The 19,209-nt window shown below is 69.0% G+C and carries 19 protein-coding genes, 3 tRNA genes and 1 pseudogene; 12 read left to right on the top strand and 11 right to left on the bottom strand.

All coding sequences use genetic code 11. The features are described 5' to 3' along the window. Positions 1 to 544: 544 nt before the first annotated feature. Genes kal through kdd form a run of 5 tightly spaced genes read right to left on the bottom strand, consistent with a single transcriptional unit; the run spans position 545 to position 5,832 of the window. Positions 545 to 949 carry a 3-aminobutyryl-CoA ammonia lyase gene (gene kal / locus G5C66_RS19380; protein WP_165112575.1) on the bottom strand — a complete coding sequence of 135 codons (405 nt, stop codon included), beginning with the start codon at positions 947 to 949 and terminating at the stop codon, positions 545 to 547. Further along, positions 946 to 1,686, bottom strand: a complete 741-nt coding sequence (gene kamE, locus G5C66_RS19375) for a lysine 5,6-aminomutase subunit beta (protein WP_165112574.1) — start codon at positions 1,684 to 1,686, stop codon at positions 946 to 948. The genes kal and kamE overlap by 4 nt, the downstream gene beginning before the upstream one ends. Beyond that, positions 1,683 to 3,254 (bottom strand): lysine 5,6-aminomutase subunit alpha, encoded by a 1,572-nt coding sequence (gene kamD, locus G5C66_RS19370; protein WP_165112573.1) that lies wholly within the window; start codon positions 3,252 to 3,254, stop codon positions 1,683 to 1,685. The genes kamE and kamD overlap by 4 nt, the downstream gene beginning before the upstream one ends. After that, positions 3,251 to 4,792 (bottom strand): amidohydrolase, encoded by a 1,542-nt coding sequence (locus G5C66_RS19365; RefSeq protein WP_338144237.1) that lies wholly within the window; start codon positions 4,790 to 4,792, stop codon positions 3,251 to 3,253. Before G5C66_RS19365 ends, kamD begins: the two co-directional genes overlap by 4 nt. Next, positions 4,789 to 5,832 carry an L-erythro-3,5-diaminohexanoate dehydrogenase gene (gene kdd / locus G5C66_RS19360; protein WP_165112572.1) on the bottom strand — a complete coding sequence of 348 codons (1,044 nt, stop codon included), beginning with the start codon at positions 5,830 to 5,832 and terminating at the stop codon, positions 4,789 to 4,791. The genes G5C66_RS19365 and kdd overlap by 4 nt, the downstream gene beginning before the upstream one ends. 110 nt (positions 5,833 to 5,942) lie before the next feature. Between kdd and G5C66_RS19355 the strand changes: the two genes are divergently transcribed. Continuing rightward, a complete protein-coding gene (locus G5C66_RS19355) occupies positions 5,943 to 7,322 on the top strand; it encodes a KamA family radical SAM protein (RefSeq protein ID WP_241248674.1) in 1,380 nt (459 codons plus the stop codon). A 42-nt stretch (positions 7,323 to 7,364) separates the two neighbouring features. Here the strand turns inward: G5C66_RS19355 and G5C66_RS19350 are convergent, their stop codons facing one another. The 3 genes from G5C66_RS19350 to G5C66_RS26925 form a co-directional block, all read right to left on the bottom strand. Next, positions 7,365 to 7,823: an Lrp/AsnC family transcriptional regulator gene (locus G5C66_RS19350; protein WP_442940959.1), complete on the bottom strand. Its 459-nt coding sequence runs from the start codon at positions 7,821 to 7,823 to the stop codon at positions 7,365 to 7,367. 77 nt (positions 7,824 to 7,900) lie between these two features. Next, positions 7,901 to 8,602, bottom strand: a complete 702-nt coding sequence (locus tag G5C66_RS19345) for a PDC sensor domain-containing protein (protein ID WP_165112570.1) — start codon at positions 8,600 to 8,602, stop codon at positions 7,901 to 7,903. Further along, on the bottom strand, positions 8,599 to 9,339 hold the full coding sequence (locus tag G5C66_RS26925) for a GntR family transcriptional regulator (protein WP_165112569.1): 741 nt from the start codon (positions 9,337 to 9,339) through the stop codon (positions 8,599 to 8,601). Before G5C66_RS26925 ends, G5C66_RS19345 begins: the two co-directional genes overlap by 4 nt. An 86-nt stretch (positions 9,340 to 9,425) precedes the next feature. Between G5C66_RS26925 and G5C66_RS19335 the strand changes: the two genes are divergently transcribed. The 8 genes from G5C66_RS19335 to G5C66_RS27105 all read left to right on the top strand — a co-directional run bounded on the left by G5C66_RS19335 (position 9,426) and on the right by G5C66_RS27105 (position 16,511). After that, positions 9,426 to 10,496 carry an ABC transporter ATP-binding protein gene (locus G5C66_RS19335; protein WP_165112568.1) on the top strand — a complete coding sequence of 357 codons (1,071 nt, stop codon included), beginning with the start codon at positions 9,426 to 9,428 and terminating at the stop codon, positions 10,494 to 10,496. 27 nt (positions 10,497 to 10,523) lie between these two features. Next, positions 10,524 to 11,711: an extracellular solute-binding protein gene (locus G5C66_RS19330; RefSeq protein WP_165112567.1), complete on the top strand. Its 1,188-nt coding sequence runs from the start codon at positions 10,524 to 10,526 to the stop codon at positions 11,709 to 11,711. Continuing rightward, entirely contained in the window at positions 11,708 to 12,568 is an 861-nt protein-coding gene (locus tag G5C66_RS19325) for an ABC transporter permease subunit (RefSeq protein ID WP_165112566.1), read from the top strand. The genes G5C66_RS19330 and G5C66_RS19325 overlap by 4 nt, the downstream gene beginning before the upstream one ends. Next, positions 12,565 to 13,377 (top strand): ABC transporter permease, encoded by an 813-nt coding sequence (locus tag G5C66_RS19320; protein ID WP_165112565.1) that lies wholly within the window; start codon positions 12,565 to 12,567, stop codon positions 13,375 to 13,377. The genes G5C66_RS19325 and G5C66_RS19320 overlap by 4 nt, the downstream gene beginning before the upstream one ends. A gap of 24 nt (positions 13,378 to 13,401) precedes the next feature. Continuing rightward, positions 13,402 to 14,310: a 5'-3' exonuclease gene (locus tag G5C66_RS19315; protein WP_165112658.1), complete on the top strand. Its 909-nt coding sequence runs from the start codon at positions 13,402 to 13,404 to the stop codon at positions 14,308 to 14,310. Between the two features lie 101 nt (positions 14,311 to 14,411). Then, positions 14,412 to 14,849 carry an SsgA family sporulation/cell division regulator gene (locus tag G5C66_RS19310; RefSeq protein ID WP_165112564.1) on the top strand — a complete coding sequence of 146 codons (438 nt, stop codon included), beginning with the start codon at positions 14,412 to 14,414 and terminating at the stop codon, positions 14,847 to 14,849. Between the two features lie 199 nt (positions 14,850 to 15,048). Then, a complete protein-coding gene (locus tag G5C66_RS19305; RefSeq protein WP_338144236.1) occupies positions 15,049 to 16,413 on the top strand; it encodes an MFS transporter in 1,365 nt (454 codons plus the stop codon). Next, entirely contained in the window at positions 16,410 to 16,511 is a 102-nt protein-coding gene (locus tag G5C66_RS27105; protein WP_420901748.1) for an MFS transporter small subunit, read from the top strand. The genes G5C66_RS19305 and G5C66_RS27105 overlap by 4 nt, the downstream gene beginning before the upstream one ends. Positions 16,512 to 16,528: 17 nt before the next feature. On the opposite strand, the gene G5C66_RS19300 is transcribed toward G5C66_RS27105, so the two are convergent. Next, the gene (locus G5C66_RS19300; protein WP_165112563.1) at positions 16,529 to 17,350 is read right to left on the bottom strand and encodes an aminotransferase class IV; all 822 of its coding nucleotides are present in this window, start codon (positions 17,348 to 17,350) and stop codon (positions 16,529 to 16,531) included. A gap of 168 nt (positions 17,351 to 17,518) precedes the next feature. Between G5C66_RS19300 and G5C66_RS19295 the strand changes: the two genes are divergently transcribed. The 3 genes from G5C66_RS19295 to G5C66_RS19285 all read left to right on the top strand — a co-directional run bounded on the left by G5C66_RS19295 (position 17,519) and on the right by G5C66_RS19285 (position 17,802). Continuing rightward, positions 17,519 to 17,591, top strand: a tRNA-Gly gene (locus tag G5C66_RS19295). A 35-nt stretch (positions 17,592 to 17,626) separates the two neighbouring features. After that, a tRNA-Cys gene (locus G5C66_RS19290) sits at positions 17,627 to 17,697 on the top strand. A 33-nt stretch (positions 17,698 to 17,730) separates the two neighbouring features. Beyond that, a tRNA-Val gene (locus tag G5C66_RS19285) sits at positions 17,731 to 17,802 on the top strand. A gap of 69 nt (positions 17,803 to 17,871) precedes the next feature. Here G5C66_RS19285 and G5C66_RS19280 read toward each other — a convergent pair. Then, complete coding sequence (locus tag G5C66_RS19280; RefSeq protein WP_165112562.1) at positions 17,872 to 18,804, bottom strand: hypothetical protein; 933 nt, start codon at positions 18,802 to 18,804, stop codon at positions 17,872 to 17,874. Beyond that, positions 18,785 to 19,209 (bottom strand): annotated as a pseudogene (locus G5C66_RS19275) (hypothetical protein); the annotation flags it as partial. The gene G5C66_RS19280 and the pseudogene G5C66_RS19275, both read right to left, overlap by 20 nt.

Here is a 19,209-nt window from a genome sequence, read left to right as displayed (position 1 = left end):
CCAGTGATCAGGGATGTCGGGCGGGCAGACAGAAACGTCGCGCCACGACCCAGCGCCGGAGCGTCCCTCGTCTGGACGCAGCGTAGTGAGGAGCGCCAGCGACGAACGAAGCGAAGGAAGACGAGGGTCAAGCGGAGGCGCTGCGCGAATTGCGAAGCAATCGCAAAAAGTACAGAGCGCGGGAGGACGAAGACGATCTTCGGGCCGTTCCGATCCCTGCTGGATGCAGGGAGACGATCGTTGTCTAAGGGCGCCTTTGCCCTCCCGCGTTGCCCTCGCGGCCGTTGACCGCGCCCGATAAAACGGGACGAAGGTATGCCTGGCGCGACACCCCCCGACCCGAACCGCCGAGCGCCGGTCCGCCTACCGCAACTCTGCCTGGGCGAACGCTGCCACCATCACCCGCTGGCTCCGCGTAAGTCAACACCGCACTGACCTGCGGAAACACATGTTTCCGCAGGTCAGCAACAGCCTGCTGGGCGCGAAAAACCGAAGAATTCTCGAGGAACCTCGGCGTGTCGCGTGCGCGTATCCGTTACGGCGATCAGGGAACGACGACGGTGCCTCGTGCGGAGGTGGCGAGGATCGGCTCGGACAGTATCTCAGCAGCCCCGGGACGGGCCTCGGTCGCGGCTCCCCGAGCCACGACGTACACGGCGAACTCCATCACCCGGGACCGCCGCCCGGCCTTGATCAGCTCGCAGGTGATCTCCAGGACGTCGCCGGCACGGACGGGTGCCTTGAACTGGACGTCGTCGTAGGAGGCGAACAGGCCCTCGTCGCCGTCGGTGAGGATGCACATCTCGGTCGCGACGTCGCCGAAGAGCCCCAGGCTGTAGGCGCCGTCGACGAGGTTGCCGGCGTAGTGGGCGTGGGAGTAGGGGACGTAGCGGCGGTGGACGACCTTGGTCCCGATGCTGGGCCCGTGCTCGGGCGAGGGCGACGTCATGCGGCGGGCTCCTTCGAGGTGGTGCGGTGGACGAGGTAGGAGGCGACCTCGGCAGGGGTGGTGCCGCGGCCGAAGATGCGGTCGACGCCGAGCTCGGCGGTCATCGACTCGTCGAACCGTGGCCCGCCGACGACGAGGAGCGGCCGCTCCCCCGCCGGATAGGCCTCGCGGAAGGCCGCGGACATCTCCCGGGTGTTGAGCAGGTGGGCGTCGCGCTGGGTGACGACCTGGGAGACCAGCACGGCGTCGGCGCGCCGGGTGACGGCGGCCTCGACGAGAGCGGGCACGGAGACCTGGGCACCGAGGTTCACGACCTCGATCTCCTTGTAGTACTCCAGCCCCTTCTCCCCCGCGAACCCCTTGATGTTGAGGATCGCGTCGATGCCGACGGTGTGGGCGTCGGTGCCGATGCAGGCGCCGACGACGACCATCGGGCGCCGCAGCGTCTCCTTGATCACCGCGTTTGCCTCCTTCGGCGTCAGCAGCGGGAAGTCGCGCTCGACGACCTGCACCTTGTCGGTGTCGACGAGGTGGTTCACCTGCCCGTAGACGACGAAGAAGGTGAAGTCGTCGCCCATCGGCTTGGAGTGGACGACCATCGCCGGCTCCATGCCCATCTTGTTGGCCAGCTGCAGTGCGGCGCCGTCGGCGACCTTGCTGTGCTTGATCGGCAGCGTGAAGGAGACCTGCACCATCCCGTCGCCGGTGGTGTCGCCGTACGGCCTGATGATGCTCATTCGTTGCCCTCCAAGCTCTGCTTGTCTAGTTCGGCGCTGGCCGGGTTGTAGTACGCCTCGGACTTCTCGGCCACGCCCTCGAGACCCTTGCCGGCGCCGGCGGGCCGCTTCATGAGGCCGAAGGTGCCGTCGGCGATGGCGTCCAGGAGCCCGTTGGGCTCGTCGATGATCTTCCCGAGCAGGTCGATCGACTCCCCCAGCACCTCACGCGCCCGGTTGGCGATGAACCCGTCGGGAGCCGGGTGGAAGTCCTCGCCGAGGCGCCCGGCGGCGTCCATGACGTACCGGACGTTCTGCAGGGCCAGGTCGCGATCGGAGAGCCAGGGCGTCACGACCGCCTCGGTCATCATCCCGACGAGCAGGATGCCCTGGTCGGTCATCGCGCCGGCGAGGTTGAAGAACCCGTCGAGCAGGTAGCCCTTGAAGATGTCGCCGGTCATGTGCCGCGTCGGGGGCATCCACTTCAGCGGCGCGTCCGGGAAGATCGTCTTCGCCAGCAGTGCGTGCGCGAGCTCGAGGCGGAAGGAGTCCGGTACGTCCGGGTTGATCTCGAAGGCGTGGCCGAGACCCAGCTGCCAGTCCTCGAGGCCGGCCTCCTTGGCGAAGTACTCGTTGAGCAGCTGTGAGGTGGTCACCGTGTGCGCCGCCTCGACCGCGTCGGCGGTGGTGAGATAGTTGTCCTCGCCGGTGTTGATGATGATCCCCGCGCGGGCGTGGATCTGGCGCGAGAGCCGCTGGTCGACGAACGTACGCACCGGGTTGATGTCGCGGAACAGGATCCCGTACATCGAGTCGTTGAGCATCATGTCGAGGCGCTCCATGCCCGCCAGCGCCGCGATCTCGGGCATGCACAGCCCGCTCGCGTAGTTGGTGAGGCGTACGTAGCGGCCGAGCTCTCGGCTGGTCTCGTCCAGTGCCGCGCGCATGAGCCGGAAGTTCTCCTGCGTCGCGTACGTCCCGGCGAACCCTTCGCGGGTGGCGCCCTCGGGCACGTAGTCGAGGAGCGACTGGCCGGTCGAGCGGATGACCGCGATGATGTCGGCGCCCTCACGGGCGGCGGCCTGCGCCTGCGGGATGTCCTCGTAGATGTCGCCGGTCGCGACGATCAGGTAGATCCAGGGCTTGCGGGGCGCGTCGCCGATCTCGGCGATCATCCGCTCGCGGGCGACCCGGCTCGCGTCGAGGCGGGCGATGCCGACCCCGACCGCCTCACGGGCGTGCTTGGCTGCGAGCTCGGCCTCGGCGCCTTCGGGCAGGCGGAAGGTCACCTGGCCGGCCGCGGCCTCCTCGGCGAGCCGGGACAGGTCGTTGCCGTGAGCGGCCAGCGCGTGCCACACCGGCAGTGCGATGCCGTGCTCCAGACCGATGTCGGCCCGCACCGCGTCGACCAGGTGGTTCACCCACGGGGTGCCGTCCGGGTCGGCGCCGGCGAGGCCGGCCAGCCGCAGCGTGGCCCGCTCGACGGCGACGGTGGTGTGCTTCGTGGCCATCTCGACGATCGGCTCGCCTGCCTTGGCGGCCAGCGCGCGGGCCTGGGCGATCGTGCGTGGGTCCAGATCGAGTCTCACCGGACACCCTCCTTCTCGAATACGGTCCTGCCGTCGACGACGGTCTGCAGGCACGGCGTGGTGACGTCGGCGACGTCGGGTGAGGTCAGGTCGGGGAACGCGGTGCGGTCCCACACGGCGTACGTCGCGCGCTGGCCGACCGCCAGCGTCCCGGCGTCGTCGATGCCGGCTGCGTACCAGCCGCCGGCGGTGTGCGCCGCGAACGCCTCCTCCGGGGTGATGCCCTGGTCGGGCGTGTGGTGGTGCACGGCTGCGTGCACGGCCGCCCAGGGGTCGAGCGGTGTGACCGGCGAGTCGGAGCCGAAGGCGATGCGCACGCCGGCGTCGAGCAGGGTCCGGAACGGGTTCATCTCCTGCCAGCGCTCCCCCAGGCGGGCGGCGTACATCCGGTCCGAGCCGCCCCAGAGCCCGTCGAACATCGGCTGCATGCTCGCGATCACCCCGAGGTCGGCGAAGATCTCGATCGCCGTCGGTGAGGGCAGCTCGCAGTGCTCGAGCCGGTGACGCGCTGCCCGCAGCACCTCGGGGCCGAGCGCCCGCGCGGCGAGCCGGAACGCCCGCGCGATGTTGTCGATCGCCTGGTCGCCGATGCAGTGGAAGCCGGCCTGTACGCCGCGGCGGGTGCAGCCGATGATGTGCTCGGCCATCTGCTCGGGGTCGAGGTAGGCGTGACCGCGGTGGCCGGCGAGGTCGGCGTAGTCGCTGGTCAGCGCCGCGCTGCGGGATCCGAGCGAGCCGTCGGCGGTCAGGTCCCCGGCCAGGCCGGAGATGTCGTCGAGCCGCTTCAGGTCGTCGAAGCCGAGGTGAGCGCCCCAGTAGTAGGTGCCGTGCATGCCGGCCGCGGCGGCCTCGGTCTGCACCGCGATCAGGTCGGACTCTGGGCCGATCGTCGGCCCGGAGTTGTCGTGGAAGGCGCCGATCCCGAGCGCGGCCATCGCTGCCAGACCAGCTCGTGCGCGCCGCTCGGCATGATCCGCCGGGACGAGCGTCTCCAGCGCGGGCAGCAGCGCACGGAGGGCCTCCAGCGCGAGCAGCCCGTCGGCCGACCAGCCCGGCAGCCCGGCGATCCCGGGGACCTCGGCCAGCAGGGTGCCGGAGATGACGGCGGAGTGGCCGTCGATGCGCTTGAGGTAGGCCTTGCGCCCGCCGGCGGCACGGTCGATCTCGGCAGCGGTCGGCACCGCCGGGTCGGACCAGAGCGTCTCGTCCCAGCCCTGGCCGAGGACGAAGCCGTCGGGCCCCAGGCCGGAGGCGTACGCAGCGACCTTGTCGAGCACTGCCTCGCGGCTGGTCACCCCGACCAGGTCGAGGCCGAGGAGCTGGTCGCCGGTCTCGACGACGTGGACATGGCTGTCCACGAAGGCCGGCGTCACCAGTCGTCCGGCGAGGTCGACCTCCTCGTCGGGAGTCGTGTCGTAGGTGTCGGGGTCGGTGCCGGTCCAGACGATGCGCCCGTCCTCGACGGCCATCGCCGAGACCGGCTCGCCCGTAGCCAGGCCGGTGTGGATCACACCGTTGCGCAGGAGGATGCGGGTCACGACGCCAGTCTGCCCTCGAAGAGTGACCGGACACCGGGGTTGGCGCGCAGAAGATCGAGCGCGTACGCCGCATGGCCGGGGACGTAGCCGTTGCCGACGAGCATCGTGACGTCGGCGGCGAGACCTTCGGCGCCCAGCGCAGCGGCGGAGAAGGAGGTCGCCATCGAGAAGAAGACGACGGTGCCCTGGTCGGCGGTGGCGAGGATGGCGCCGCCCTCGCAGCCGGGGACGTCCACGCAGACGACCGTGACGTCGGCCGGGCCGCCGGCCTTGGCGACCGCGTCGCGCAGGGCGACCGGGTTGCGGGCGTCGGCGACGACGACCTCGTCGGCGAGGTCCGCCTCGCGAAGGCGTGACGCCTCGGCCTCGGTCGGGACGATGCCGATCAGGTGGCCGGCTCCTGCGTCGCGGGCGGCCGCCAGCGACAGCGACCCGGACTTGCCGCCGCCGCCGATCACGGCGACGACTCCGCGCCGATAGCGCTCCGAGACCCGACGGGTCAGGGCCGGGGCGCCGCACACGTCCATCACCGACAGCGCGAGCTCCGGGGCGAGGTCGTCGGGCAGGACCGCAGCGATCGAGCGGCCGAACAGGATCGCGTAACCGTCGCACGGCACCTGCTCGGAGTCACCACCCCAGCCGGCGAGCCCGTCCTCGATCACCAGCGGGGTCAGCGTCAACGACACCAGGGTCGCGACCCGGTCGCCGACCTTCAGCCCCAGCGGCGACTCCGGGCCGACCTCCTCGACCACACCGACGAGCATCCCGCCCGAGCCGGTCACCGGGTTCTGCATCTTGCCGCGGTCGGCGACGATGTCGAGCACCTCGCGGCGTACGGCATCTCCGTCGCCGTCGTGCGCGGACTCGAGCTGCCGGAACGAGGCGGCGTCCAGGTTCAGCCGCTCCACGCGGATCCGCACCTCGTCGGGCCACAGCTCCTTGCGGATGTCGAGTCTGCGGGCCGCCTGAGGCAGCGGCAACGAGCCGCCCACTGGCTTGTCGAGCACCCGGTGCAGGCCTGTCGGGTCAGAAGTGGTCATCGTCGTACGCCTCCTTGCGTGCATCTCACGGCGGACCCTACCAGCGATCGATGGAAGAATTGCGGCCTAGTCTTGCAATCACCGGAGGATCTCCCGCTATGGTGGAGAACATGACGGCAACCATCGAGCCTACGACCCGCGACGGACAGCCCTACGCCTACCAGCGCGTTGAGCTGGTCGAACCCGACTGGACCCGTTTCCCGGGATGGGCCGACGTGACCGAGGAGCAGTGGCGCGACGTGCAGTGGCAGCGCGTCAACTGCATCAAGAACGTCCGTCAGCTGCGTGCCCTGATGGGCGATCTTCTCGACGAGCGGTTCTACGCGGACCTCGAGAAGGACATGGCCGAGCGGGCGACCATGTCGATGCTCGTGCCGCCGCAGATGCTCAACACGATGGTCCCCTCGGGTGCAGACGCCGGCGAGGAGTTCACCGCCGCCTTCTACGCAGACCCGATCCGGCACTACATGATCCCGGTCTTCTCCGACCGTCGCACCGACTGGCCCTCCCACCCGCAGGCGAGCCGTGACTCGCTGCACGAGCACGACATGTGGGTCGCCGAGGGGCTGACCCACCGCTACCCGACCAAGGTGCTCGCCGAGCTGCTCTCCACCTGCCCGCAGTACTGCGGCCACTGCACCCGGATGGACCTGGTCGGCAACTCGACCCCGGTCATCGACAAGCTCAAGCTCACCGGCAAGCCGGTCGACCGCCACGAGGCGATGCTCGACTACCTCCGCAACACCCCGCAGGTGCGCGACGTGGTCGTCTCCGGCGGCGACGTCGCCAACCTCCCGTGGCCGCGGCTGGAGGATTTCCTCACCAAGCTGATGGAGATCGACAACATCCGCGACATCCGGCTGGCCACCAAGGGTCTGGTCGGTCTCCCCCAGCACTGGCTCCAGGAGCCGCTCCTGGAGGGGATGAACCGGGTGACCACGATCGCCCGCGAGCGCGGCGTCTCACTGGCGGTCCACACCCACGCCAACCACGCCAACTCGGTCACTCCCCTGGTCGCCGAGGCGTCGAAGGCGCTGCTGGCAGCAGGGGTGCGGGACGTACGCAACCAGGGAGTGCTGCTCGCCGGCGTCAACGCCGACAGCCATTCGCTGCTCGACCTCTGCTTCCGCCTCCTCGACGGCGCGCAGATCATGCCCTACTACTTCTACATGTGCGACATGATCCCGTTCTCGGAGCACTGGCGGGTCTCGGTCGCCGACGCGCAGCGGATGCAGCACGACATCATGGGCTATCTGCCCGGGTTCGCCACCCCGCGCATCGTCTGCGACGTACCATTCGTCGGGAAGCGCTGGGTCCACCAGCTCGCCGACTACGACACCGAGCGCGGCATCTCCTACTGGACCAAGAACTACCGCACCTCGATCGAGGCGTCCGACCCGGAGGCGCTCACCAGGACCTACGAGTACTACGACCCGATCCACACCCTGCCCGAGTCGGGCCAGGAGTGGTGGCGCACCCACGGGAAGTGACCGTGATCCGCCCGGCCCCGCAGCCCACGCCCAGATTCGGGCTCAGTGGGTCAGGGTCGGGCGGTTCTCGTAGTAGGTGTACATCGCGATCGTGGTCCGGGTGGACACGTTCGCGACCGAGCGGATCCGGCCGAGCAGCTCCTCGAGCGCCTCGGGCGTGGCCACCCGCACCTTGAGCATGTAGGACTCCACGCCCGCGATCGACCAGCAGGCCTCGACCTCGTGGAGGTCGGCGACGCGCTCGGGGCAGTCGTCGGGCTGCGACGGGTCCATCGGCTGCACCGCGACGAACGCGGTCAGCGGCACGCCGATCGCGGCGTAGTTGACCGTCGCGCCGTAGCCGGTGATGAGGCCACGCTGCTCGAGTCGCTTGACGCGCTGGTGCACCGCCGAGGTCGACAGGCCGGTCGCCTTGCCCAGGTCGGTGTAGGACATCCGACCGTCCTCCGCCAGCAGCTGGAGGATTTTACGGTCGGTGGCCTCGATCTCAGGTGCAGTCACGGCGATAGCGTACCCACAACAGCAATATCTCCGCCGCATCGTCCAAAAAACTAGTTGATGTCGAAAGATTTACGGCATCAGGCGGGCCAGCCGGCGATCGGCTTCGGTGCTCCGTGACCGTCGGCGGTGGCCTGGACGACGGCGAGCAGCCTGCCGCCCGGGGCCGCGTCGGGAACCGTGCCCAGCGCCTCGCCGGTGGCCCGGTGCGGGTCCGCGGAGACGACCACTCTGCCGTGCGCGTTGACCAGCGTGCCGCGCACCTCGCGCAGGCCGGGCAGCAGCATCCGCTCGAGGGTCTCGACCGTGGTGTCGGCGCCGGCGACACCGACCAGGCGGCCGTCCGCGTAGACCGGCAGCGTCGTGGTCATGACGTATTCGTCGGCGCAGACGAAGTCGACGTACGGACCGGCGACGTGCAGCTGCCCGGTGCGCTCCGGGACGCGGAACCACGACTGGCGGGTGTAGTCGATGGCGTCCCTCGTGCCGGGCACCTCGGCCTCGCCGAGGAAGTCTCGGCCCGGCCCCTGCCACCAGGCCAGGTAGAGCCGGCGATCGCTGAGCGCGTCCGGGGCGGCGACGAACCCGCCGCCCAGCAGGTTCTGGTCCTGGAGGAACGCCAGCGTGCCCGCCTCGACGTGCGTCCGGAGGTGGTCCGAGTCGACCGGGCCGGCGGCGAAGAGGGCGCCGACCTCGGCGCGGACCCGCTCGAGCTCGGTGAGGATGGACCCGAAGTGCTGCTCGATCCGGACGGCACAGTCGGCGGACACATCGATGTTCACTGGCGTACCACCTCGTGGATCTCGGTCAGACGTTCAACGGCGTGGGTCACGTGGTCGCGTACGCTCGTGCGGGCCGCGGCGACGTCGCCCGACCCCAGTGCGGCGACCAGCGCCCGATGCCGTCCGGCGGAGGCCTGACGGAAGTCCGGCTCGCTCAGCGGCACTCGCAGCAACGTACCGAAGTCGGCCTCCTGACGCACCACCTCTCGGGTGAGACGCGCCGACTGCGTCAACGCGGCGACGGAGAGATAGAGCTCGCTCTCCGCGTCGCGCCACCGGCCGACGTCCTCCTCGTCCACAGGGACCAGCAGATCCTGGAGGTCCTCGACCTCGTCCGGAGCGGCCCGTTCCGCGGCGAGCTCGGCGCAGCCGGTCACCACCACCAGATAGAGACTCGCCCGGTCGCGCAGCTCCACGCGCGACATCGTGGCGAGCCGACCCTTCACGACGTCCCCGGGATCGGGCGCGCGCACGAACGAACCGCCGCCACGTCCGCGCGTCGTCACGACCAGGCCCTGCGCCCGCAGCGAGACCAGCGCCTCCCGGGCGGTCACGGTCGCCACCCCGAGCATCTGGGCGAGCTCGAGCTCGCTCGGCAGCCGGTCACCGTCGGCGAGGACGCCGGAGCGGATCGCCTCCGCCAGCCGGTTCTCGACACGTACGGCTCTGCCTTCGTCGCCGATCGGCGCGAAGATCGCCGACCGGGCGCGCGAGGTGATCGCACGGGGGTTGGCCACGATCGGGCTCCTCCTTCGAGTGGGTTCACGAAGAACTTACGCAGAAGGTCTTTAAAATCTAAGATCTGGTTCCATATGATTCAACAATGCGACCGACCGAATCTCCGCAGATCCAGCTCGACGCCGTGTCCAAGGCGTACGGCGACGTGATGGCCGTCGACGCTCTCGACCTGACCATCGGCGACGGCGAGTTCTTCTCGATGCTCGGGCCCTCCGGCTCCGGCAAGACGACGGTGCTGCGCCTGATCGCGGGCTTCGAGCGCGCGGACTCCGGCACGATCCGTCTCGGCAGCGAGGACGTCACCGCGCTCGCCCCGTTCGACCGCGACGTCACCACCGTCTTCCAGGACTACGCGCTCTTCCCCCACCTCAACGTGCTGGAGAACGTCGCGTACGGGCTGCGCGTCCGTGGCGTCGGGAAGGCCGAGCGGAGCTCCCGCGCACGGGAGGCGCTGGCGATGGTCCGGCTCGACCACGTCGCGGCCCGGAAGCCGACCGAGCTCTCCGGCGGGCAGCGGCAGCGGGTCGCGCTGGCCCGCTCGATCGTCGTACGTCCCAAGGTGCTGCTCCTCGACGAGCCGCTCGGCGCGCTCGACCTCAAGCTCCGTGAGCAGATGCAGGTCGAGCTCAAGCAGATCCAGCGCGAGCTGGGGATCACCTTCGTCTTCGTCACCCACGACCAGGAGGAGGCGCTGACCCTCAGCGACCGGATCGCGGTCTTCGACAGCGGCCGGATCGTGCAGCTGGGCACGCCGAAGGAGATCTACGAGCGGCCGACGTCCCAGTACGTCGCCGACTTCGTCGGCACCTCCAACGTCTTCGACGAGGAGATCGCCAAGCGGGTGCTGAAGATGGAGGGCGCCTTCGCCCTGCGGCCCGAGAAGATCCTGCTCTCCCCCGCGACCGCGACCGCCCCGGCCGGCGCGATGACCGCCGCCGGGGTGATCACCGAGTCGATCTACATCGGCACCGGTCATCGCGTCCACATCGAGCTCGAGGACGGCACCAGGCTGGTCGCCCTCGAGCAGAGCCGCGGCGCCCTGCACCCGGATGCCGCCGAACCAGAGTCTCGGGGCGACCGCGTGGTCGCCTCCTGGTCGCCGGGCGATCTGGTCCCTCTGGGCACCGGCTCGTCCCGTGCCGTGCAACACCGATGAGCCAGAACCCACCAGAGAGGTTTGATCATGCGCACCATCCCAACCAGGTACACCGCCACCCGCACCCTTGGCGGAGCGGTCGCGGCACTGTCCCTGATCACGCTCACCGCCTGCGGCGGTGACAGCGGGAGCGAGTCGACCGGCGCGGTCGAGAAGCTCGGCGAGAACGAGGGCGAGGTCTCGATCCTCGCCTGGCCCGGCTACGTCGAGGACGGCTCGACCGACCCGAAGGTCGACTGGGTCTCCGGCTTCGAGAAGGAGACCGGCTGCCAGGTGACCTCCAAGGTCTACGGCACCTCCGACGAGGCCTTCAACCTGGCCAAGTCCGGGGAGTACGACGTCGTGGCCGCCTCCGGCGACCTCACCCTGCGGATGATCGCGGCAGGCGAGGCGGCCGAGGTCAACACCGACCTGATCCCCAACTACGAGGGCATCTACGACTTCCTCAAGGACCGCGAGTGGAACACCGTGGACGACAAGAACTACGGCATCCCGCACGGCTACGGCGCCAACCTGCTGATGTACAACACCAAGGACGTCACCCCGGCCCCGACCTCGTGGAAGGCGGTCTTCGAGGACGCGCCGAAGCACAAGGGCAAGGTCACCGCGTACGACTCGCCGATCTACATCGCCGACGCCGCCGTCTACCTGATGGCTCACCAGCCCGACCTGGGCATCGAGAACCCCTACTCGCTCGACGAGAAGCAGCTGGACGCGGCCGTCGAGCTGCTCAAGACCCAGCGGGCCTCCGTCGGTGAGTACTGGTCCGACTACACCAAGACGCAGGCCTCGTTCGAGACCGGTGACACCGTGGTCGGCACCACCTGGCAGGTCATCGCCAACCTGATCGACCCGAAAAAGGCCTCCGTCGAGGCGATCCTCCCCTCCGAGGGCGCGACCGGCTGGAACGACACCTGGATGATCTCGTCGAAGGCGAAGTCGCCGAACTGCGCCTACGCCTGGCTCAACCACATCTCCGACCCGAAGATCAACGCCCAGGCGACCGAATACTTCGGTGAGGCCCCCAACTCCGACAAGGCCTGCGAGTTCGCCTCCGAGGGCCACTGCGAGACCTTCCACGCCGGTGACGCGGAGTACGCCGAGAAGATCTGGTTCTGGAACACGCCGATCGAGAAGTGCCTGGACGGCCGGACCGACGTCAAGTGCACCGACTACCAGGACTGGACCAAGGCCTGGGCAGAGATCAAGGGGTGACCTTGAGCTCCATCAGCAGCACGCTCAGCAGGAGGCCGGGCATCCGCCTCGGCCTCCTGCTGGCCGCTCCCCTCACGTGGCTCGTGCTCGTCTACGTCGTCGCCCTGGCCGCGCTCCTGGTGACGGCGTTCTGGACGATCGACTCCTTCACCAACGAGCTCGAGCGCACCTTCACCCTCGACAACGTCCGCGAGATCACCGGCGAGGCGCTCTACCGGTCCGTCACGCTGCGCACCCTCGGGGTGGCGCTCCTGGTCACGCTGATCGACTGCGCGATCGCGCTGCCGGTCGGCTTCTACATGGCCAAGGTCGCCTCTCGGCGCTCCCGTCACCTCCTGGTGATCGCGTTCCTGATGCCGCTGTGGGCGTCCTACCTCGTCAAGGCGCTCGCCTGGCGCTCGCTGCTGTCCAACGGCGGCCTGCTGGACTGGGCCGGCGGCCTGGTCGGGCTCGGCTCGCCGGGATTCGGCTTCACCGCGATCGTGCTCACCCAGGCGTACATCTGGCTTCCGTACGTCATCCTGCCGGTGTACGCCGCCTACGAACGTGTCCCCGACTCGCTGCTCGACGCCGCCGGTGATCTCGGCGCCCGGCCGGCGCTGACGTTCCGCACCGTGGTGCTGCCGCTGGTGGTGCCCGGCCTGGTCGCGGGGTCGATCTTCTCGTTCTCGCTGACCATGGGTGACTACATCACGGTCAACATCGTCGGCGGTGCGAACCAGATGCTCGGCAACCTCGTCTACATCAACTCGGGGTCGAACCTGCCGCTGGCCGCCGCGATCGCGCTCATCCCGATCGTCGTGATCATGATCTATCTGGCGTTGGTGCGCCGGACCGGAGCTCTGGAGAACCTATGACCATCTCGCGATCGACCCGGCGCCTGCTCGCCGTGGTGACCGGCCTGGTGCTCGCGGTGCTCTACGCGCCGCTGGCCCTGGTCGTGGTGAACTCGTTCAACACCTCCCAGGCGCTGACCTGGCCGCCCAGCGGCTTCACCACGCAGTGGTGGCAGCGGGCGGCGGTCAACCCGGGAGCGCACGACGCGATCCTCACCTCGCTGACGGTCGCGGCCTGTGCCACGGTGCTCGCGCTCGTCCTCGGCACCCTGCTCGGCCTGGCGATGCAGCGCTACTCCTTCTTCGGCAAGGACACCGTGAACCTGCTGGTGGTGCTGCCGATCGCCCTGCCCGGCATCGTCACCGGCATCGCCCTGTCCAACGCGTTCTCGTCGATCCTCGGCGTACGTCTGGGGTTCTTCACGCTCGTGGTGGCGCACGCGACGTTCTGCATCGTGACCGTCTTCAACAACGTGCAGGCCCGGCTGCGGCGGATGGGTGGCAACCTCGAGGAGGCCTCCGCTGATCTGGGAGCGGGGATGTGGACCACCTTCCGGCTGGTCACGCTTCCCCAGCTGCGCTCGGCGCTGCTGGCCGGCGGGCTGCTGGCCTTCGCGCTCAGCTTCGACGAGATCATCGTGACGACGTTCGCCGCCGGCCCCGGTGTCACCACCCTGCCGGTCTGGATCCTGACCAACCTGTTCCGCCCCGGTCAGGCGCCGATCGTCAACGTGGTCGCGGTCGTGATGATCGTCGTCTCGGTCGCGCCGATCTGGCTCGCCCAGAGACTCTCGTCCGACCCGACCGACACGACGCGGGCGATTCATTAGGCTTCACTCGTGGCTGAACCTCGAATGCTCCTGCTGGACACCGCGTCGCTCTACTTCCGGGCCTACTTCGGTGTGCCCGACATCAAGGCCGAGGACGGCACCCCGGTCAACGCCGTCCGCGGTCTGCTGGAGTTCATCTCCCGGCTGGTCAACGACTACTCCCCCACCGACCTGGTGTGCTGCTGGGACAACGACTGGCGCCCGCAGTGGCGGGTCGACCTCATCCCGTCCTACAAGGCGCACCGGGTCGTGGTGGAGCGCGAGACCGCTCCGGACGTGGAGGAGGTTCCCGACCCGCTGGAGGTCCAGGTGCCGATCATCCGCGAGGTGCTCGCGGCGGCCGGGATCTGTGTCATCGGCGCCGACGGCTACGAGGCCGACGACGTCATCGGCACCCTCGCCACCAACGCGGGGATGCCGGTCGACGTCGTCACCGGCGACCGTGACCTCTTCCAGCTCGTCGACGATGCCGCCGGCGTACGCATCCTCTACCCGACGCGAGGTGTCGGTGACCCGGATCTGGTGGACGAGAAGTGGGTGCTCGCCAAGTACGGCATCACCGCCGCGCAGTACGCCGACTTCGCCACCATGCGCGGTGACACGTCTGACGGCCTCCCGGGGGTGAAGGGTGTGGGCGAGAAGACCGCGGCCAAGCTGCTCGAGCAGTACGGGGACCTGGAGGGGATCGTCGCCGCCGTCGCCGACCCGACCACGTCGCTCACCAAGGCGCAGCGCCAGAAGTTCATCGACGCCGTCGACTACCTGGCGGTCGCGCCGCAGGTCGTGGCGGTCGCCCGGGACCTCCCGCTGGACCGCACCCGTACGGCCCTGCCCAGTGCTCCGGCCGACCCGGAACGCCTGCACGAGCTGGCCGCGACCTACAACCTCGCCTCCCCTGTCGCCCGCCTGGAAGCCGCCCTCGCGCGGGTGTGATCAGGGCCTCCACAACTCAGTTCAGAAAGTTCGTGGAAACGGCATCATCAGCCGCGTACCGCTCCGTCTCCTTGGCAAGACCACCAAGAAGGAGCGGACGAATGAGCGACATCAAGCACCCGGCAGTGCAGCAGGACATCAAGATCTCGTGCCTCGACCCCTGGGGCCGCACGGTGGAGGTGCCGACCACCCTCGGCTACCGCGAGAGCGACCCGTACGCGGTGAGCCTGACCTTCCACTCCAGCGCCGGTGACGTCGAGTGGGTCGTCTCCCGCACCCTGATGCTGCAGGGCCTGGCCGCCCCCGCCGGTGAGGGCGACGTGAAGATCTACCCGAGCATCGACGAGGATGCGAAGGCCGTGGCCGTCTTCGACTTCAGCTCCCCCGACGGTCGCCTCATCGCGACCGCCGACTCGCGCGAGGTGCAGATGTTCCTCGGCAAGTCCTTCTCGGCCGTCCCGGTCGGCTCTGAGAGCCAGCACATGGACCTCGACGCGCTGATCGCGGACCTGCTGGGCAGCTCCTTCGACGCTGAGTAGGCACTCCGCCCGCCTTCTCATTCGTCAGCGCACCCTCCCGTCCCGGACGTCCCGGACGTCCGGGACGGGAGGGTGCGTGCTTTTCGCTGGCCGGAAGCGAACCCTCGCCGTTGCCACGTCAACTGTGGTAGTGATGTGCGTCACCCGCACCCCCTCGGAGGTCACAGTGCTGCCAGCTTTCCTTTCTCGCGAGCGAACGGTGGCCGGTCCCGGCTTCAGCCGCTGGCTCATTCCGCCTGCTGCTCTCGCCGTCCATCTCTGCATCGGCCAGGTGTACGCCACCAGCGTCTACAAGACCGCCCTGGTCGAGCACTTCGACACGAGCCAGACCGCGATCGGGGTGATCTTCTCGATCGCGATCGTGATGCTCGGCCTCTCGGCCGCGGTGATGGGCACCTGGGTCGACCGCAACGGACCGCGCGCGGCGATGACCGCGGCCGCGGTGTTCTGGGCCTCCGGCTTTTTCATCGGTGCCCTCGGCATCGGCACCGGTCAGCTGTGGCTGGTCTACCTCGGCTACGGCTTCATCGGCGGCATCGGTCTCGGGATCGGCTACATCTCCCCCGTCTCCACGCTGATCAAGTGGTTCCCGGACCGGCCGGGCCTGGCCACCGGGATGGCGATCATGGGCTTCGGCGGCGGCGCGATGATCGCCAGCCCGCTGAGCGGCCGGCTGCTGGCGCTCTACGACCCGTCCTACACCGGTGACGCGACCACCGTCCCCGACGGCCACGCGGTGATGATGCTGTTCCTCACCCTGGGCGTGGTCTACCTGGTCTTCATGTCCTTCGGTGCCGCCACCGTCCGGGTCCCACCGGAAGGCTGGACACCCGCCGGCTGGGACCCCGCCAGCGTGAAGGAGAAGAAGCTCGTCACCACCGCCAGCGTCTCGGCGAACAACGCGATCCGGACGCGGTCGTTCTGGCTGGTCTGGATCGTGCTCTTCTGCAACGTCACCGCCGGGATCGGCATCCTCGAGCAGGCCGCCCCGATGATCCAGGACTTCTTCCGGGACGGTGGGGTCTCGTCGGTCAGCGCTGTCGCGGCGGGCGGCTTCGTCGGGCTGCTCTCGATCGCCAACATGGGTGGGCGGTTCATCTGGTCCTCGACCTCCGACATCATCGGCCGCAGGCCGATCTACATGATGTACCTCGGGGTCGGGCTGGTGCTCTACCTGCTGCTGGCGACGGTCGGCAGCGCCTCGATGGCGCTGTTCGTGCTGCTCGCTGTGGTGATCCTGTCGTTCTACGGTGGCGGCTTCGCGACCGTCCCCGCCTACCTGCGCGACCTCTTCGGCACCTTCCAGGTCGGCGCCATCCACGGCCGCCTCCTGACCGCCTGGTCGGCCGCCGGCATCGCCGGGCCGCTCATCATCAACGCGTTCCTCGACGCGCAGGGCGAGCCTGGCACCCTGACCGCGGCCGCCTACCGGCCGGCGCTGCTCACCATGGTCGGTCTCCTGGCGATCGGCTTCGTCGCCAACCTCCTGGTCCACCAGGTCCCGGAGAGGTTCCACGAGCCGACGTCCGCCGATCGCCCTGAGTCCGAGAGGAGCGCAGCATGAACGCCAAGATCGCAGCCGCCTGGGCCCTGGTCGGGATCCCGCTGGCCTACGGGGTCATCGAGACGCTGCGCCGGGCGGCGCAGCTCTTCACCGGCTGACCCCTGTTCGTCGGTCCTCAGAGACCGAGCAGGCTCGGCTCGTTCGTACGCCACGACTCCTGCGCCGCCTGGGTCACCGGGCCGTGCGGGAGGGTGCGCGTGCCCCATTCCGTCACGGCCTGCACGTCGCGCAGGCTGGAGGTGAGGAAGACCTCCGTGGCGTACTCCTCGACCTCGGCGAGCGGCTCGTCGGTCTCCTCGGCGCCGAACCACTCCAGCACCAGGGCGCGGGTGATGCCGGCCAACGGGCCGCTGGAGAGCGTCGGGGTCTTCAGCGCCCCGTCGAGCACGTAGAAGATGTTGCTCCCGGTGCCCTCGCACAGGTCGCCCACGGTGTTGGCGAAGATCGCCTCGCTGGCCCCGTGCTTGCGGGCCTCGGCGAGCGCGATCACGTTCTCGGCGTACGACGTCGTCTTCAGGCCGCTCGTCGCACCGTGCTCGTTGCGGCGCCACGGCACGCTGACGACCTTGGTCTCGGTCGGGTTGGGCTCGGCGTCCTCGAGGCCGATGATGACCGTGGGCGGAACCTCCGCGCGGGCGGACCCGAACGGCGCCGGCCCGCCCGTGACGGTGATCCGAAGACGCCCGTACGCCGTCGGGGCCGCTCCGAGCACGGCCTCCACGCCCTTGGCGATGAACCCGCGGTCGAGTGCGGGCAGCCCGAGGCCGGTCGCCGACCGCTCCAGGCGGTCGAGGTGAAGCGCGAGCGCGAACGGCTGGTCCTCGATCACCTTGAGCGTCTCGAAGACGCCGTCGCCCACCACCAGACCGTGGTCCCGGATGGAGACCGCCGGGGCGGCCGGGTTGTCGAGAAGCTGACCATCGATCCACGCGCGCATGCCGCAACTCTAAGACGTCCCTGGTCAGAGGCCGGAATGCGCGCCGAAAGGGCCCCGCGGGTTGCTGGCGAATGACACGAAGGTGACCCCCGATTTGGCCTCCGGCACGGGCTCCGTTAATGTTCTTCTCGTCGCCAAGGGCACGGGAAACCGGGCCGGAAGCAACAAGCGGACGTAGCTCAGTTGGTAGAGCGCAACCTTGCCAAGGTTGAGGTCGCGAGTTCGAGCCTCGTCGTCCGCTCGGAGTAGGTCTCCACCGGAGGCATTGCCTCCAGCGGTGGGTTGGCCGAGAGGCGAGGCAACGGACTGCAAATCCGTGTACACGGGTTCAAATCCCGTACCCACCTCGAAGCACCACCCTGATATAAATGAATAACCACGGACGATTGGCGCAGCGGTAGCGCGCTTCCTTGACACGGAAGAGGTCACTGGTTCAAACCCAGTATCGTCCACCGAGAAACCGGCCCTGATATGCGGAGACGCAGTTCAGGGCCGGTTCTGCATTTCCCTGCTACTCGGAGCTAACAGCTGCGCGTCGGTCGGATCTCTCGCGACGAGCTGGGGACGAACTCCAGCCGCAGGCCGTCGGTCCGTGGGAGGACGATCGCGCGACCTCGCTCGGGCGTCCAACGTTCCGGGAGCAGGACGTACTGGTCGCCCGCGTACAGCACCAGCACCAGCCCGTCGTAGCGAAAGCCGAAGGCGGCCTCGGCGCCTGGGCAGGACAGCTCCCGCACACCGACCTGGTCCAGATTGAGGCGCGATGCGCTGTAGACGATCACCTTCGGGTGGCCGGAGATGTTCTGGACGAACTCCTGCGCACGGGTGGTGCCCACCGCGGCGGCGTAGTCGTTCGCGGCCCAGAAGAGGCTCAGGGCGACGATGGCGAAGACCGCCGACCACTCGGTCCAGGGCTTCCAGTGGTCCCGGGGTTCGGGGGTGGGACCAGGTCGTACGGCGCGCCGTCGGTGCGCCGCGTACCAGAGCAGCAGGACACCGGCCGCGAGGCACAGCGGCGCCACCGCCAGCGACTGGTTGAGCGGCGTACGCCACAGGATCCGCGACAGCCCGTTCACGACCAGCAGCAGCCCGACTCCGGCCGCGGCAGGCGTCGCGATCGGAGCGATGCGGTCGCGGATGCGTGCATGGAGGCGTTCTGGGAGCATCGTGGGGACCCATACCGCCGTCAGCCCGAAGACAGCGGCCACCGTGATCGGTACGAACAGGCCGTCGACCGCGCGCATCAGGTAGTCCTGCGTCGTCAGCCCCAGCAGGGTGGAGTTCACCCCGAAGTAGTCGAAGAACCAGTACGCGTGGGACCAGCCGAAGTAGAAGAAGACCGCGGTCAGCAGGCTGGTCGGCGCGATGATCTCCGCAGCGATCCGCCCCAAGCGGGAGAGCCCGACCGATCCGTCTGCGGTCGCGTCCGGACCGTCACGAGGTGGAGTCGCCATCGGACGTGTCGTCCTCATCGACACCGTCGTCTTCCTCGGTCCCGTCGTCCTCCGTCACGTCATCCGTAGGAGACGGGTCATCACACGGCTGGGTGCCCGCCAGGATCAGCACAGATGCGCCGCGCTCGACGGAGGAGCCCTGCTCCGGATCGGTGCGTACGAACTGGCAGACACCGAAGTTGGGATCTGCCTCGACCACGCGGATGTCGATGCAGAGCTCGCCGCCGCACTGCTCGCGCACGCTCGCCTCGATCTCCGCGTGCACCTCGTTCAGCGGTCTGCCCTGGTCCTGCACGATGCTGGGGATGTTGATCGGCGCCCCTTGGCCGCCGCCACCGTTGCCTCCTCCCCCGTTGCTTCCTCCCCCATTGTCGCCGCCCCCGCCGTCACGAACACCCGTGGGAG

Origin of the sequence: Nocardioides turkmenicus, assembly GCF_011045035.1 — a bacterium.
In the GTDB taxonomy this organism is placed as follows: Bacteria; Actinomycetota; Actinomycetes; order Propionibacteriales; family Nocardioidaceae; genus Nocardioides; species Nocardioides turkmenicus.
The sequence above is the reverse complement of the archived record's forward strand: the minus strand, read 5'-3'. Positions and strand labels throughout refer to the sequence as shown.

Excerpts from the sequence above, each read along its gene's own strand:
- kamE (WP_165112574.1), bottom strand. The coding sequence starts at position 1,686 with ATGAGCATCATCAGGCCGTACGGCGACACCACCGGCGACGGGATGGTG.
- G5C66_RS19320 (WP_165112565.1), top strand. The coding sequence starts at position 12,565 with ATGACCATCTCGCGATCGACCCGGCGCCTGCTCGCCGTGGTGACCGGC.
- G5C66_RS27105 (WP_420901748.1), top strand. The coding sequence starts at position 16,410 with ATGAACGCCAAGATCGCAGCCGCCTGGGCCCTGGTCGGGATCCCGCTG.
- kal (WP_165112575.1), bottom strand. The coding sequence starts at position 949 with ATGACGTCGCCCTCGCCCGAGCACGGGCCCAGCATCGGGACCAAGGTC.
- G5C66_RS19300 (WP_165112563.1), bottom strand. The coding sequence starts at position 17,350 with ATGCGCGCGTGGATCGATGGTCAGCTTCTCGACAACCCGGCCGCCCCG.
- G5C66_RS19335 (WP_165112568.1), top strand. The coding sequence starts at position 9,426 with ATGCGACCGACCGAATCTCCGCAGATCCAGCTCGACGCCGTGTCCAAG.
- G5C66_RS19315 (WP_165112658.1), top strand. The coding sequence starts at position 13,402 with ATGCTCCTGCTGGACACCGCGTCGCTCTACTTCCGGGCCTACTTCGGT.
- kdd (WP_165112572.1), bottom strand. The coding sequence starts at position 5,832 with ATGACCACTTCTGACCCGACAGGCCTGCACCGGGTGCTCGACAAGCCA.
- G5C66_RS19280 (WP_165112562.1), bottom strand. The coding sequence starts at position 18,804 with ATGGCGACTCCACCTCGTGACGGTCCGGACGCGACCGCAGACGGATCG.
- G5C66_RS19310 (WP_165112564.1), top strand. The coding sequence starts at position 14,412 with ATGAGCGACATCAAGCACCCGGCAGTGCAGCAGGACATCAAGATCTCG.
- G5C66_RS19330 (WP_165112567.1), top strand. The coding sequence starts at position 10,524 with ATGCGCACCATCCCAACCAGGTACACCGCCACCCGCACCCTTGGCGGA.
- G5C66_RS19355 (WP_241248674.1), top strand. The coding sequence starts at position 5,943 with ATGACGGCAACCATCGAGCCTACGACCCGCGACGGACAGCCCTACGCC.